Origin of the sequence: Mesorhizobium erdmanii USDA 3471 (genome assembly GCF_000472705.1) — a bacterium.
Classification (GTDB): Bacteria; Pseudomonadota; Alphaproteobacteria; order Rhizobiales; family Rhizobiaceae; genus Mesorhizobium; species Mesorhizobium erdmanii.
The window spans coordinates 38,966-53,740 of record NZ_AXAE01000024.1 but is presented as its reverse complement, the minus strand read 5'-3'; the positions used below and the strand labels follow the sequence as shown (position 1 = coordinate 53,740).

Genomic DNA, 14,775 nt, shown 5'->3' with positions numbered 1-14,775 from the left:
TCTCGAAGGAGAGCACGTCATGCTCTCGCACGACCGCGTCTGGGCCGCCATCGATGCTCTTGCCGAGCGTTACTCGCTTTCGGCGTCAGGCCTGGCAAGGCGCGCGGGCTTGGATTCGACCGCCTTCAACAAGTCGAAACGTCTGTCCTCGGATGGCCGGCCGCGCTGGCCTTCGACCGAATCGCTGGCCAAGATCATCGAGGCGACGGGTGCCTCACTCGACGAGTTCACCGGCTTGATCGAAGGCCGCATGGCCGCCGCTCCCGCGCATAGACGATCCGTGCCTTTGCTCGGCTTTGCCCAAGCCGGCGCCGGCGGCTTCTTCGACGATGCGGGTTTTCCGGCGGGGCAGGGCTGGGATCTGGTCGAACTGCCGGCGCAATCGACCGAAAGCTCCTATGCGTTGCAGGTGCAGGGCGATTCCATGCTGCCGCTCTATCGCAATGGTGACGTCCTGATCGTCGAGCCGGGTGCCGTCACCCGCAAGGGCGACCGCGTCGTCGTCAAGACGACATCAGGCGAGGTGATGGCCAAGGTGCTCGAGCGCCAGACCGTCAAGTCGATCGCGCTGGTCTCGCTCAATCCCGATCATCCTGACCGCGACATCGCGATGCGCGACGTCGAATGGGTGGCGCGGATTGTCTGGGCAAGCCAGTAGGTAGGGCTGGTGCGGTTTCCTCATCTTGCCCTGGCGGTTGTGATGGTCCCGGTGATGGCGGCCCTGGTCGTCGCCGGCAGCCGCACGCTGAAAGGAAGCGAGAGCACCGTTGCGGTGGATCAGATCGATCCTGGCGCGGACAAGACCTCGCAAGCCGGCACCACTGATACCGGGGCTGAAGAGCCGGTCACGTCAGCCATACCAGCGCCCGCCGCTGCGGTGCCGTCAACGCCGGCGGTGCATTCGCGGGCGATCGATCCCGACGTTGTCGCGCCACCGGAGCTGCCCACCGGGGAGCTGGAACGAGTCGAGCCGCGCGAACCGCTGAGCAAGCTGGCGCTGGCCATGCCGCCCAAGCCGAAGATGCCCGACGACTGGAACGGCACGAAGCTATTCCAGCCGGTCGCGACGGCCGCCGGCCTGATCGAGGCGAAAGGCTATTCAGTTGCGGTTTCCGGCATAGATGTCGTGCCGCAGGACGAGACCTGCACCACGGACGGCAAGTCCTGGCCGTGCGGCATCCGCGCGCGCACGGCGTTCCGTGCCCTCCTGCGTGGCCGCGCCGTGGTCTGCACGGTGCCACCCGAAGGCGGCCGAGAACGGATCGCGGCGGAATGCCGGATCGGCAAGCAGAATGTTGGTCAATGGCTGGTCGAAAACGGCTGGGCCCGCGCCGCCAAGGGCGGGCCTTACGTCGAGGCCGGCGAAAAGGCACAAAGCGCCAAGAAGGGCATCTTCGGATCGGCGCCGAACCTCGCGGGCATCTCGGCGGCGCCGGCGGCAACCGCCCCGGCGCCTCAGGCCCCGAGCTCGATCCTGGAAGGGGGCTCGATCCTGGAAGAGGAGGGCGGCGCCCTCAAACCAGCTGACCAGCCAGCGCCTGCTGAATGAGCGCGCGGGTCTCGGCGACGCCGTAAAGCGCGGCGAACGAGCCGAAGCGCGGGCCGCGTTCCTGGCCGATGAGCACCTGGTAGATCATCTGGAAGAAGGCACCCGAAACGCCCGGGCCGCCTTCCGGGCTCTGCTTGGAGTGATCCTGGTAGCGCTCGATCTTGCGCGCCACGTTGAGCGAAGCGTTCTGGATCGCCTCGCCGCCGGCGTCCGCCGGCAGCGCGCCAAGGGCTGCGTCCAGGGCCCGCAGCGCTTCGCGCTCAACCTCGTCGGCCGGACGGAAGGTCTTCGTCGGTTTCACGAAGTCGTCGAAATAGCGGATCGCATAGCCCGTCAGCCTGTCGAGTTCGGGATGGGTCGCCGGCGTCACGCCCGTGGCGTGGCGCGAGATGAAGCCCCACAGCACATCCTTGTTCTGTGCATTGGATGCGCTGACCAGGTTGAGCAGCAGCGAGAACGGCACCGGCATGTCGATGGCGGGCGGGTTGCCGTCATGCATATGCCAGACCGGGTTGCCCAGCCGCTCCTTCCAGTCCTGCCTGGGGTAGGCGGCCAGGAACGTGTAATACTCGTCCACCGCCCTCGGAATGACATCGAAATACAGCTTCTTGGCCTGCCGCGGCCGCTGGTACATGTAGAGCCCGAGGCTCTCGGTCGGCGCGTAGGTCAGCCATTCGTCGATGGTCAGGCCATTGCCCTTCGACTTCGAGATCTTCTGGCCGTTTTCGTCCAGGAACAGCTCGTAGACGAAATGCTCGGGCGCGCGGCCACCCAGGATGTTGCAGATCCGGTCGTAGACCACCGCATTGGTCTGGTGGTCCTTGCCGAACATCTCGAAGTCGACGCCAAGCGCTGCCCAGCGCATGCCGAAATCCGGCTTCCACTGCAGCTTCACCTTGCCGCCGGTGATCGACAGCGTGGTCTCGGTGCCTTCGTCGTCGAACGTGATGGTGCCGGCCTTGGCGTCGACATGCTTCATCGGCACGTAGAGCACGCGGCCGCTCTTCGGCGAAATCGGCAGGAACGGGCTGTAGGTTGCCTGCCGCTCCGGCCCAAGCGTCGGCAGCATCACCGCCATGATCTTCTCATAGCGTTCGGCGGCGCGCATGAGCATCGCGTCGAAACGGCCCGACTTGTAATACTGCGTCGCGCTGGCGAATTCGTAGTCGAAGCCGAACGTGTCGAGGAAGCGGCAGAGCATCGCATTGTTGTGGTCGGCGAAACTCGCATAGTCGCCGCCGAACGGATTGGGAACCGAAGACAGCGGCATATGCAGATACGGTTCGAGCGCTGCCCGATCCGGCACGCTGTCGGGAATCTTGCGCATGCCGTCCATGTCATCGGAGAAACACAAGAGCTTGGTCGCGACCTTGTCCTGCGTCAGCACGCGGAACGCATGGCGCACCATCGAGGTGCGCGCCACCTCGCCGAACGTGCCGATGTGCGGCAGGCCGGACGGCCCGTAGCCGGTCTCGAACAGGATCGTTTCGGGAAAGTCGGCGCCCTTGTAGCGCTCGATGATTTTTTTGGCTTCCTCGAACGGCCACGCCTTGCTCTCGGCCGCTGCCGCCAGCAGTTCGGGGTTGAGATCGAGGATGTTTGATCCCGCCATGGCACGGTTTTCCAAATTATTGCCGGCCCAGATCATTCGAAGACGTGGCCGGAGCAGGGTTTTTTCAAACCGGTCTCTAGGCGCGCCTGCCTTGGGCGTCAACGATTGCAGCGCTTTTTCCTTGCGGGCCTGGAGCCCTGTTCCTACCTTCGAAGCCCGTTCAAGGAGCAAACAATGCCGTCGCCGACCCCGCATGAGGCCCTGATCTATCTGATGGTCATCACCTCGGCCTCCGATCGTGACATGACCGATGTCGAATTGGCCCGGATTGGCGACGTTGTCCGCTCATGGCCGGTGTTCGAGGATTTCAGGCAGGACCGGCTGGTTTCTGTCGCCCAGGCTTGTCAGAAGCACTTGCATGAGAAGGATGGTCTGGAGGGTGTCCTGGCCCAGATTGCCGAAGCTTTGCCGGAGCGCCTGCGCGACACCGCCTATGCCGCCGCCTTCGAGGTGGCCGCCGTCGATCTCGAAATGCGCATGGAGGAAGTGCGGGTGCTGCAGCTGATCCGCCGCCAGCTCGATCTCGACACGCTGACCGTCGCCGCCATCGGCCGTGCCGCCAAGGCGCGGCTGCGCACGCTGACCTGAATATCGGCAGCCCCTAGAAAAAGCTGACCGGGAAATAGCGCAGATAGAACTCGGCGAAGGTGCCTTTCATCGAAACCTCCTGCAGCGCGTAGTCGAGTGCGGCGGCCAGCGCCGGATTGTCCGCCCTGGTGGCTATGGCCATGCCCGTGCCCAGATATTCAGGCGCCAGGTAAGGACCGCCTGCAAAACGGCAGCAGCCGGCCGCATCGGAGCCGCCGAGCCAGAACGCGAAGCGCATGCCGTCGCCGAAGGCGGCGTCGATCTTGCCTGCCTTGAGATCGCGGTAGAGGGCTTCCGGCCCGTCAAAGGAGACGATCTGAACCGTGCTGAAATAGTCGCGCAGCATCCGTTCATGCGCCGAGCCGGCGAGCACGCCGACGCGCTTGCTGCGGAGCTTGTCGAAAATCGGTTCCGCGAACGCCGTGCTCTTCGGCATGATGAAGCGCGCTGGAAACTGCAGATAGGAGCGCGAGAAGGCGTATGTCTGTCGCGACTGCGGGGTTGCCGCGATGCCGGCGATGATGGCTTCGCCTTCGCCCTTCTCGAGTGCCCCTTCGAGCTCGCCCCACGGCAATGCCTGGATCTGGCACTTGTCGACAATGCCGAGTTCGGCGCAGATGGCGCGCGCCAGGTCGATATGGAAGCCGGACAACTTTCCCGCGCCATCGAGGAAATTGAAGGGCGGAAAATCCGTGGTCGTCAGGAAGCGCAGCCGTGGCAGTGCTGAAAGGTCGGGCTTCGGCAATCGTTCCTTGGCGTCCCACAACACCGGCACCTGTGGTTCGGCCGAGCGCGCCCCGGAAGCCATTGGCAGCGCCGCGATCAGCAGCGACGCCAGCACCAGGGACCTCCATTGGAACGCCACGATAGAACTCCCCTGCACTCGTCTTCGCACCGGTTTTGGTACGAAAATGGTGCAGGCACAATGGTTTTTGATTTCAACGCGCCGATTTCAGGATATGCTTTGGCGCGTTTGCAAAACAGCGGTGGCTGCCCTGGTGGGGGTACCAGGGTCGAGAACCACAACCGAAAATATGCTTATTGCAATCCGTGGTCGGTGGCCAAATGCAGACAACGCATGGACCATTGATATCAATGCACAAGGCAACATGGGGTTGATGTTGCGATGGGTCAATTCGATCGTACGCTGGAATACATAGATCAACTGCAGCACGCCGGAACGGCGGCGGTGGTCTGCGAGAAACTGTTGGGCATAACGTCGGATTTCGGTCTGACCGCGCTGATGGCCGGGACGGTTCCGCAGCCGGGCACGCCGGCCGGGCAGCAGAAGCAGCATGTGCTGCTTTGCGACTGGCCCGTCGAATGGCTGGAGCGCTACGTGGCGCGCAACTATGTCGACCACGATCCCGTGGTCAGCCACATGAAGCAGTTGCAGGCGCCGTTCCAGTGGCGCGAAGCTGCCCAGGGCGTTCGCATCGACAAGAGCAGCGGCGAAGTGATGGGCGACGCCGGCGCTTTCAAGCTGCGCGACGGGCTGGCCTTCCCGCTGATCACGCTCGATGGCCAGATCGTCATGGTGTCGCTGGGTGGCGAGGCCGTGGAGCTGTCGGCCGCCGAGTTCGGCCTGGTGTCGCTGGTCTCGACCTATGCCGTTGGCCGCGCCATGCAACTCCACACCGCGGCGACCACGACAATCGACCATATCGAGTTGACGCCGCGCGAGCGCGAATGCCTGAAATGGGCCGCCGTCGGCAAATCGGAATGGGAGATTTCGCAAATCCTCGGCATCTCCGAGCACACGTCGGAGAAACATCTTCTTAACGCCAAAAGCAAACTCGGTGCCGTCAACCGGGTCCAGGCCGTCGCCGAGGCGATAAGGCGCGGCTACATTAGTTAGGTCGGCCGTGCCGACCTAGAACTTCTTGCCTACGCGATCACGCAATTTTCTCACTGAAGCACGGCCGTATCTTCCTCTTAAACCCAGGAGACGACGGAATGCTTTTTTGTCTTACAACTCAAGAATTGATGGAACGCCCCGACCTTTGGGAGGCCGTTCATCGTCTGCGCTACCAGATATTTGTCGAGGAGATGGGGTGGGAGGACCTGAGGCGCCCGGACGGATTCGAGGTCGATCAGTTCGATCATGACGAGGCGGTGCATCAGATCGTCATCAGAGGCAACGAAGTCGCGGGCTATCAACGGATGTTGCCGACCACGCGGCCCCACCTTTTGACCGAGGTCTTGACCGACCTTTCCGAAGGGACGCCGCCGTCGGGCCCCAACATCTGGGAATTGACCCGTTATGCGGTGGCGCCCGGTTTTCGCGACGGCCGTCGCGGCGTTTCGACCGTCGGCACCGAATTGATCGCCGGCTTCGTCGAATGGGGGCTGAAGCGCGGCGTCGACAAGGTCATCATCGAATTCGAGCCGATGTGGGTGTTGCGCGCCTTGCAATTGCATTTCCTGGCGACCCCGCTGGGCTATCAGCGCACCTACGGCAACCAGCAGGTCGTGGCGACCCTGCTCTCCTTCAACGAGCACACGCTGGACGTGGTGCGTTCGCGCCGCAATCATCATGCTCCGGTTATGGCCAGGGGATACCCCGACATGTTCGGCCAAAGGAGGGCGTCATGACCTCGCCGATGGGCGCGCACCCGCAACCCGAATTGCGCAACCACACGCTGATCGTCACCGTGTCGTCGACTGACGGCCGCCCGGTGCTCGACAGAAGGGCCTATGAGAGCCTTGCCCGGACGTTCCATGAAGCCGCCGAGAATGACGAAGTGCGTGTCGTCGTGCTTCGTGGCCTGGCGGGCTGCTTCTGCCTTGGCGGAGATTTTTCCGAATTCCTCGACGCCACCAAGCATCAGAGGCTAATCGCCGCCGTCACCGACATGTTCCGCACGCTGGCAACGTTCCCCAAGCCCATCCTCGCCTGCGTTGACGGCGATGCCGTCGGCGTCGGCTGCACCATCCTGTTCCACTGCGACATGGTGATCGCCTCCAATGGAAGCACCTTCCGGGTGCCGTTCGTCGATTTCGGCCTTGTGCCGGACGCGGCGACCAGCATCCTGGCGCCGCAGAAGCTCGGCTATGCCGGCGCTTTCCGCTTCTTCTGCCTCGGCGACACGCTTCATGCCGAGGACGCCAGGGCGCTCGGCCTCGTCGCCGAGATCGTGCATGACGGCGTGGAGGAGGCGACGCTCGGCCGGGCCAGGCAGCTCGCCAAGAAGCCGGTTGCCGCCTTGCTGCAGACCCGTGGCCTGCTCAAGGGAAATACCGGCCCGCTGTGCGATCGCATCGACCAGGAGATATCGCTGTTCCAGCAGGCACTGCAGGACGACACCACGCTGCGGCGCCTGCAGCGGATCGCCAGGCTGGCGGCCTGAGCGACTGTGAAGATACCGCGCCGCGCCGCCCAACGGCCGCGCGGCGCAGTAGAGCAATTCCAGGAAAGTGTGAAACAGTTTTCCCGGGAGAAGCGCATAGCGCTTCCCCTTGGGAATTGCGTTAAGACAACGAGATAGAGCGGTTCGGCGTTTCCGTGAAACGATGAACCGCTCTAGCGTCAACCTTCCTTGCCGAGGAATGACGGCCCTTCGCCGATGATCTTGTTGTCCTCCTTGCCGACGATATCGAGATCGCGTCCCTCATAGGGCAGCGACAACAGGATGCGCCGCATCACCGCCAGCCGGGAACGTCGCTTGTCATTGGCCCGCACGATGATCCACGGCGCGAACGCCTTGTGGGTGCGTTCGAACATGGTGTCGCGCGCCTTGGTGTAGTCATCCCATTTGGTAATGCCGGCGACGTCGATCGGCGAGAACTTCCAGCTCTTCAACGGGCTGTAGCGGCGATCGTGAAAACGCTCGAGCTGTGTCTCCTGGCCGATGTTCAGCCAGAACTTGAAGAAGTAGATATCGTCGTTGACGATCATCCGTTCGAAATGCGGCGTCTCGTCGAGAAACTTCTCATGCTGCTCGGGCGTGCAGAAACCCATCACCGGCTCGACGCCGGCGCGGTTGTACCAGGAGCGGTCGAAGGTGACGAATTCGCCCGATGTCGGGAAATGGTCGACATAGCGCTGGTAGTACCATTGCCCCACTTCGGTCGGGGTCGGCTTGGTCAGCGCCACGTTGCGCGCCGTGCGCGGGTTGAGGTACTGGCGCAGCACGAAAATCGTGCCGCCCTTGCCGGCGGCATCACGGCCCTCGAACAGCGCCATCACCCGCTTGCCGCTCGCCTGCAGCCACGCCTGCGCCTTGACCAGCTCGATCTGCAATTTTTCGAGCGTCTCGTCATACTCGTCGCTCTTCATCTTCTTGTCGTAGGGGTAGCCGCCCGCCGTCAGCTTGTTCCCCTCGACCCAGTCCGGAAGCTCGGGATTCTCGATGTCGAACTCGCGTTCCTTGCCGTCAATTTTGATCTTCAATGGCCCGGACGCCGGTGTTACGGGATTTTCCTTGGCTTTTTTCATCGAGACGAACCCTTTTAAGCTTATGGACTCATGCTATTGGGAGCCACTACAGCGCCGCGCGTCCGTTTGGAGGCGCATAGGACGCTATAGCACTTTGGATTTTGCGCATGATCCCTTCCGAAAATCGATTCCCGATTTTCCGGGTCATGCGCGCACCGGTCCAGCGGAAGTCTCCGCCGTGTGACGGATCGGGCATGGGACGCGGGCGCGCAAGCGAATGACCGAGCTGGACGCAGAACAGAAAGGCATGGCGCACGCCATTGCTGTCAGGCTGTGGCAGAGCCGCTGGCTGCTTGCGGCTGGCGTCTTGGCAGTCCTGATCGCCTTTGCCTTCGCCAGTGTTTCCGCCTACGTCCTGGTGCTGGCGCTGTTTCTCTTGCTGGCAGCCGCGATGCTCCCGGCCGGCGGCCTGCGCCAGTCCGCCGAGGATGCTTCCGCGATCGAGGCAATAGGCCTGCAGCGCCTGTCGGGCGAATATCTGGCCGCGGCCGTCGCCGACCCGCTCATCATTTTCGACCATGCTGCCACCATCGTCCACGCCAATGCCGCCGCCTTTGCCGCCTTTGGCGGCATTGCGCCGGGCATATCGCTGCCGCTGAAGTTCCGGGCTCCGGAAATGCAGGCTCTGCTTGACAGCGTGCTGTCGGGAACGGTCGCCTCGGATGTCGTCGACTATACCGAGAAGCTGCCGGTCGAGCGGGCCTATCGGGTCAGCGCGTCCTCGGTCGGGCACGGGACCGACCTCTATGTGTTGGTGTTCAAGGACCAGAGCGAGGCGCGGCGTATCGACCGCATGCGCGCCGACTTCATCGCCAACGCCAGTCACGAATTGCGCACCCCGCTCGCCTCGATCGCCGGGTTCATCGAGACGCTGCGTGGACCGGCCCGCAACGATCCGGCGGCGCGCGAGCAATTCCTGCAGATCATGCAGAACCAGACCGGCCGCATGGCGCGCCTGATCGACGATCTGTTGTCGCTGTCGCGGCTCGAGATGAAGCCTTATCTCAAGCCGGGAACCGAGGTCGATCTGCGCCAGACCGTCGACAGCGTCATCGACTCATTGGCCCCGCTTGCCCGCGAAAACGGCCTTGTCATCGAGCGCGATTTCGCCAAGGGCCCTCTCGACGTGCCGGGCGATCGCGACGAGCTGTTCCAGGTCTTCGAGAATCTTCTGGAAAACGCCTGCAAATATGGCCAATCGGGAGGTCGCGTCCTGGTGACGATCGCGCACGCCGATGACGGTTCAGAACCCGGCATCGAGGTGACCATCAGGGATTTCGGCCCGGGCATTCCCGAGGAGCACATTCCGCGCATCACCGAGCGCTTCTACCGCGTCGACGTCGAGACCAGCCGGACCCAGAAAGGTACGGGCCTAGGCTTGTCGATCGTCAAGCACATCCTGACGCGTCACAACGCCAGGCTGTCGATCAAGTCAGAGGTCGGCCAGGGCGCCGCCTTCTCGGTTTATTTGCCGGCGCACTGATATTGCCCTAGTTTTCCACGGGACCGTTTCTTTTTTCTGTCATCCGGCTAGCGTATCAGCGGGGATTCGAGGAAACGACTCAAAGTTCAAGAACACGTGGGAAGGCATTTCATCCATGCAGTCCGTGCACATAATGAGCGCCTATGACGAGGAGCTGAAATACCTGTCGAAGCGCATCGCCGCGATGGGCGGCCATGCCGAGCGCATGGTCGAGCAGGCGGTCGCCGCTCTCGTCAATGCCGATCCGGGACTAGCCCAGAAGGTCATTCGTGACGACGCGGTGCTGGACGAAGGACAGCGGGAAATCGACGACAAGGCGATCATCATCATCGCCAAACGCCAGCCGATGGCGACGGACCTGCGCGAGATCGTCGGCGCCATCCGGATTTCCGCCGATCTCGAACGGGTCGGCGACCTCGGCAAGAACGTTGCCAAACGCGTGGTGGCCGTCATCGACGGCCGCCAGCCGACCAGCCTGTTCCGCGGCCTGGAGGCGCTGGCCAATCTGGCGTTGACCCAGCTCAAGGAAGTTCTCGACGTCTATGCCTCGCGCTCGGTCGAAAAGATCGGCTTCGTGCGCGACCGCGACGACCAGATCGACGCCATGTACACGTCGCTGTTTCGCGAATTGCTGACCTATATGATGGAGGATCCGCGCAACATCACGTCCTGCACACATCTGCTGTTTTGCGCCAAGAACATCGAGCGCATCGGCGATCATGCCACCAACATCGCCGAGACCATCTATTATATCGTCACCGGCGACCAGATGCCGGCCGAGCGGCCGAAGGGCGACAAGACGGACAAGATCAGCCTGTCCGCGGCGCTTCCGGCGAAATGACGTTCGTCCTCTCGAACGCTGGATCATATTGCGCTAAACTACCCCGGCGTTAAGCTTCTCAGGCCTTGATGGAGGTCCTGCGTTCAGGAGGCTGCGATGGAATATGTCCGAGAGTTCAAGCCCGCGGCGTCGACATCAGGCATCATCGCCTCCAGTGTCTATACGGCTGGGCGGCGCATTGCCGACATTCCGATCGAGGAAGCCGGCGAATGGGCCAAGAAATCGGGACATGTCGTCTGGATCGGGCTGCTCGAACCAGATCGCGAACTGCTGTTGCGCGTCAAGGCGCAGTTCCATCTGCATGAGCTGGCTATCGAGGATGCCGAGCATCCGCACCAGCGGCCGAAGATCGAGCAGTATGGCGATGCGCTGTTCATCGTCGCCCGCACCGCGCAGTTGATAGAAGGACGGGTGACTTTTGGCGAGACGCATCTGTTCGTCGGCTCGGGCTACATCGTCAGCGTCAGGCATGGCCCGTCGACCTCCTACGCAGCTGTTCGCCAGCACTGGGAAAGCTGCCCGCATTCGCTGGCCAAGGGCGAGGATTTCGTCCTCTATGCCATTCTGGATTTCATCGTCGACAATTACATGCCCGTGCTCGAGCAGATCGAGGACGAGGTCGAGGCGATCGAGGACAAGGTCCTTCTGAAGCCGATGACCGGTCCCGACATCGAACGGCTCTACATGCTGCGCCGCGATCTCCTGCGTCTGCGCAATGCGGCACTGCCGCTGGTGGAAGTCTGCCGCCGGCTGACCAGCGCCGAGCTGCCGCAGATCCATTCGGCCATGCACCCGCTGTTCCGTGACGTGACCGACCACATCCGCACCGTCCAGGAAAAGATCGACAGTTTGCGCGAGGTGCTGGCATTCGCGTTCGAAGCCAGTCTGCTGGTCGGTCAAAGCCAGGAAACGGCGATTTCGAAGAAACTCGCCTCCTGGGCGGCCATCCTGGCGGTGCCGACGGCATTAGCCGGCATCTACGGCATGAACTTCACCGACATGCCGGAACTGAAGATGGAATATGGCTACCCTATCGTGCTGACCACCATCGCGCTGATCTGCGCGTTTCTCTACTGGCGGTTCCGCAAGAATGGGTGGCTGTGAAGACAGGGCGGTAAGGCGGTAGGTTAACATAAGGCGCTCTTCAGCGCGACTCGAACATATTGCCCTACTGCCTGACTGCCCTATTCCCCTCAGCGATTGCGTCTGCGCTCCGCCGCCGGCTGGAAGGCGACGCGGGCGTGATACTTGCAGTAGGGGCCGGTTTCGGCGGCCTCGTTGCCGCAGAAGTTGAAGTCCTCCGACAGCGGATCGCCGTTCGGCCATTTGCAGGTGCGCTCGGTCAGCTCGACGAGCTGCAGATGCCGTGAGATCGGTACCACGACGTTCTCGACCGGGCGGATATAGTGCCGTGTCACCGGTTCGGCGTCGAATTGCGTCTGCAGCGCCGTCGCGCCGATCGATGTCGTCACGTGGCGTGGCGTGCTTGCGGCGCGCGCCACCGATTTCTGAACGGTCGATCCCTGTGCCGTCTTCTTCTGGCGCGCAGGCGTCGCCGTTGCGCGGCCGCGGCCCGACAGCTTAAGCCGGTGCACCTTGCCGATGACGGCATTGCGGCTCACCCCTCCAAGCTGGGCGGCAATCTGGCTTGCGCTCAGACCCTCCGACCACAATTTTCTGAGAAGTTCGACCCGCTCGTCAGTCCAGTTCATGAGACCGCGCTCCTGCTAAGCGTGCGGCAGTCAGAATCCATTCCCGACCCAGCACCACTGCTGGGGCAGACACCACATATACCTGGTGATTAGGTCCGCCGCACGAAATCTAGTTATTTCTCGACTACAATTACCTTATGCGCTGACTCGGTGACAAGAGTCCCAAGTGCAACACGAATCGGTTTTTTCGGTTTTCCCCAACTTGCCCGGTCGCTGATGAGCCGGCGTCTTGTGGGAGTGCTTGCCGCGCGCCACTACGCGACGTTTTCGTTGACTTCATGGCCGAAAAACACGATAAGCCGCACAAGGCCGCCGCTTTGGCGGCTTTTTTGATTTTCCGGTACCGGAGACGCATATAATGAGCGGTTCGGCGCTTTACGAGACCTTTGCTCGCGCACCCCTGGCTTTCGACCATGGGGAAGGCACCTGGCTGGTTACCGACAAGGGCGAGCGATATCTGGATTTTGCCGGCGGCATCGCGGTCAATTCGCTCGGCCACAGCCATCCGCATCTGGTCGCGGCTCTCACCGAACAGGCGGGAAAGCTCTGGCATGTCTCCAATCTCTATGAGATTCCCGGGCAGAGCCGGCTTGCCGAGCGCCTGGCCGATGCCACTTTCGCCGACAAGGTGTTCTTCACCAATTCCGGTGCCGAGGCGCTGGAATGCGCGATCAAGACGGCGCGGCGCTACCAGTTCGTCAAGGGCCATCCCGAGCGCTTCCGCGTCATCACCTTCGAAGGCGCCTTCCATGGCCGTACGCTAGCGACCATCGCGGCCGGCGGCCAATTCAAATACCTCGAAGGTTTCGGTCCCAAGGTTGAAGGTTTCGACCAGGTTGGCTTCGACGACATCGATGCGGCCGAAAAGGCGATCACGGCGGAAACCGCCGCGATCCTGATCGAACCGGTGCAGGGCGAGGGCGGCATCCGCCCGGTGCCGACGCAATCGTTGAAACGGCTGCGCCAGCTCTGCGATCAGCACGGCCTGCTCTTGATCTTCGACGAGGTCCAGTGCGGCATCGGCCGCACCGGAAAGCTGTTCGCGCATGAGTGGACGGGCGTGACGCCTGACATCATGGCGATCGCCAAGGGCATTGGCGGTGGCTTCCCGATGGGCGCGTGCCTGGCCACCGACGAGGCCGTGGTCGGCATGACGCCGGGCGTGCACGGCACGACGTTCGGCGGCAATCCGCTGGCCATGGCGGTCGGCAATGCCGTGCTCGATGTGGTGCTGGAAGATGGCTTCCTCGAAGACGTCCAGCGCAAGGCGCTGCTGATGAAGCAGGGCCTTGCGGCAATCGCCGACGAGTTTCCCGATGTCATCGAAGACATCAGGGGCACTGGCCTGATGCTGGGTCTCAAATGCGCCATGCCCAACGCCAAGGTGAACATGGCGCTGCGCGACCAGCATTTGCTGGCGGTTCCGGCCGGGGACAACGTCATCCGCCTGTTGCCGCCGCTCACCGTCACCGACGCCGAGATCCACGAAGCGCTCAATCGCATCCGCGCCGGTGCCAAAGGCCTGGCGGATGCCATCGCCGTGGCCGCCGCGAAGTAATTCCGGATTATTGCTGATGTCTGTTCGCCATTTCACCGATCTTTCCACCGTTTCCGAGGGTGACCTGCGCTTCATGCTGGACGACGCGGTGGTGCGAAAGGCACGCCTCAAGGCCGGTGAGCGCACCCGGCCGCTCGAAGGCAAGGTGCTGGCGATGATCTTCGACAAGCCGTCGACGCGCACGCGCGTCTCCTTCGACGTCGGCATGCGCCAGCTGGGCGGCGAAACCATCATGCTGACCGGCACCGAGATGCAGCTCGGCCGCTCCGAAACCATCGCCGATACCGCCAAGGTGCTGTCGCGCTATGTCGACGCGATCATGATCCGCACCACCTCGCACGATCGGTTGCTGGAGCTGACCGAGAATGCCACGGTTCCGGTGATCAACGGACTGACCGACGACACCCATCCATGCCAACTGATGGCCGACATCATGACCTTCGAGGAGCATCGTGGTCCGGTGGCAGGCAAGACCATCGCCTGGACCGGCGACGGCAACAATGTGCTGCACTCGCTGATCGAGGCCTCGGCGCGTTTCCGCTTCAACCTCAACGTCGCCGTGCCCGAAGGCAGCGAGCCGGCGCAGAAGCATGTCGACTGGTCCAAGTCGCATGGCGGCAAGCTGCATTTCACCCGCTCGCCCGAGGAGGCAGTCGACCAGGCCGACTGCATCGTCACCGATTGCTGGGTGTCGATGGGCCAGGAGCATCGCGCCCGCGGGCACAATGTGTTCTCGCCCTACCAGGTCAATGCCAAGCTGATGGCGCATGCCAAACCGGACGCGCTGTTCATGCACTGCCTGCCGGCGCATCGCGGCGAGGAGGTGACCGACGAGGTCATCGACGGGCCGCATTCGGTGGTCTTCGACGAAGCCGAGAACCGTCTCCACGCCCAGAAGGCGGTGCTCGCCTGGTGTCTTGGTGCTTGACGTGTCTTGGTGCTTGAAGTGCACGGGCGCTTGATCTGCGGGGGCGCGATGCCTATCTGCGCCGCA

The 14,775-nt window shown here is 62.8% G+C and carries 15 protein-coding genes; 11 read left to right on the top strand and 4 right to left on the bottom strand.

What is annotated here, in order from left to right; genetic code table 11:
- Positions 1–19: 19 nt before the first annotated feature.
- Positions 20–658 (top strand): S24 family peptidase, encoded by a 639-nt coding sequence (locus A3AU_RS0120105; protein WP_027054470.1) that lies wholly within the window; start codon positions 20–22, stop codon positions 656–658.
- Positions 659–667: 9 nt separating this feature from the next.
- A complete protein-coding gene (locus A3AU_RS0120100) occupies positions 668–1,549 on the top strand; it encodes a thermonuclease family protein (protein WP_027054469.1) in 882 nt (293 codons plus the stop codon).
- On the opposite strand, the gene A3AU_RS0120095 is transcribed toward A3AU_RS0120100, so the two are convergent.
- Complete coding sequence (locus A3AU_RS0120095) at positions 1,515–3,161, bottom strand: lysine--tRNA ligase (RefSeq protein ID WP_027054468.1); 1,647 nt, start codon at positions 3,159–3,161, stop codon at positions 1,515–1,517. The genes A3AU_RS0120100 and A3AU_RS0120095 overlap by 35 nt on opposite strands.
- A gap of 174 nt (positions 3,162–3,335) precedes the next feature.
- Between A3AU_RS0120095 and A3AU_RS0120090 the strand changes: the two genes are divergently transcribed.
- Positions 3,336–3,749 (top strand): tellurite resistance TerB family protein, encoded by a 414-nt coding sequence (locus A3AU_RS0120090; protein ID WP_027054467.1) that lies wholly within the window; start codon positions 3,336–3,338, stop codon positions 3,747–3,749.
- Positions 3,750–3,762: 13 nt separating this feature from the next.
- Here A3AU_RS0120090 and A3AU_RS0120085 read toward each other — a convergent pair whose 3' ends face one another.
- Entirely contained in the window at positions 3,763–4,614 is an 852-nt protein-coding gene (locus A3AU_RS0120085) for a transporter substrate-binding domain-containing protein (protein ID WP_027054466.1), read from the bottom strand.
- 261 nt (positions 4,615–4,875) lie between these two features.
- Here A3AU_RS0120085 and A3AU_RS0120080 point away from each other — a divergent pair, with 261 nt between their 5' ends.
- The 3 genes from A3AU_RS0120080 to A3AU_RS0120070 all read left to right on the top strand — a co-directional run bounded on the left by A3AU_RS0120080 (position 4,876) and on the right by A3AU_RS0120070 (position 7,099).
- A complete protein-coding gene (locus tag A3AU_RS0120080; RefSeq protein ID WP_027054465.1) occupies positions 4,876–5,607 on the top strand; it encodes a helix-turn-helix transcriptional regulator in 732 nt (243 codons plus the stop codon).
- Positions 5,608–5,705: 98 nt separating this feature from the next.
- Positions 5,706–6,344 carry an acyl-homoserine-lactone synthase gene (locus A3AU_RS0120075; RefSeq protein WP_013897277.1) on the top strand — a complete coding sequence of 213 codons (639 nt, stop codon included), beginning with the start codon at positions 5,706–5,708 and terminating at the stop codon, positions 6,342–6,344.
- A gap of 8 nt (positions 6,345–6,352) precedes the next feature.
- On the top strand, positions 6,353–7,099 hold the full coding sequence (locus tag A3AU_RS0120070; protein WP_081294198.1) for an enoyl-CoA hydratase-related protein: 747 nt from the start codon (positions 6,353–6,355) through the stop codon (positions 7,097–7,099).
- Between the two features lie 179 nt (positions 7,100–7,278).
- On the opposite strand, the gene ppk2 is transcribed toward A3AU_RS0120070, so the two are convergent.
- Positions 7,279–8,187: a polyphosphate kinase 2 gene (gene ppk2, locus A3AU_RS0120065; RefSeq protein WP_027054463.1), complete on the bottom strand. Its 909-nt coding sequence runs from the start codon at positions 8,185–8,187 to the stop codon at positions 7,279–7,281.
- A gap of 217 nt (positions 8,188–8,404) precedes the next feature.
- Between ppk2 and A3AU_RS0120060 the strand changes: the two genes are divergently transcribed.
- The 3 genes from A3AU_RS0120060 (at position 8,405) to A3AU_RS0120050 (ending at position 11,615) form a co-directional block, all read left to right on the top strand.
- Entirely contained in the window at positions 8,405–9,670 is a 1,266-nt protein-coding gene (locus A3AU_RS0120060) for an ATP-binding protein (RefSeq protein ID WP_027054462.1), read from the top strand.
- Between the two features lie 115 nt (positions 9,671–9,785).
- Complete coding sequence (gene phoU, locus A3AU_RS0120055) at positions 9,786–10,511, top strand: phosphate signaling complex protein PhoU (protein ID WP_027054461.1); 726 nt, start codon at positions 9,786–9,788, stop codon at positions 10,509–10,511.
- Positions 10,512–10,607: 96 nt separating this feature from the next.
- Positions 10,608–11,615, top strand: a complete 1,008-nt coding sequence (locus tag A3AU_RS0120050) for a magnesium and cobalt transport protein CorA (RefSeq protein WP_027054460.1) — start codon at positions 10,608–10,610, stop codon at positions 11,613–11,615.
- Positions 11,616–11,704: 89 nt separating this feature from the next.
- Here the strand turns inward: A3AU_RS0120050 and A3AU_RS0120045 are convergent, their stop codons facing one another.
- Positions 11,705–12,223, bottom strand: a complete 519-nt coding sequence (locus A3AU_RS0120045) for a GcrA family cell cycle regulator (protein WP_027054459.1) — start codon at positions 12,221–12,223, stop codon at positions 11,705–11,707.
- Between the two features lie 358 nt (positions 12,224–12,581).
- Here A3AU_RS0120045 and A3AU_RS0120040 point away from each other — a divergent pair, with 358 nt between their 5' ends.
- Positions 12,582–13,781: an aspartate aminotransferase family protein gene (locus A3AU_RS0120040; RefSeq protein ID WP_027054458.1), complete on the top strand. Its 1,200-nt coding sequence runs from the start codon at positions 12,582–12,584 to the stop codon at positions 13,779–13,781.
- A 16-nt stretch (positions 13,782–13,797) separates the two neighbouring features.
- The gene (argF, locus tag A3AU_RS0120035) at positions 13,798–14,709 is read left to right on the top strand and encodes an ornithine carbamoyltransferase (RefSeq protein ID WP_027054457.1); all 912 of its coding nucleotides are present in this window, start codon (positions 13,798–13,800) and stop codon (positions 14,707–14,709) included.
- Positions 14,710–14,775: the final 66 nt, after the last annotated feature.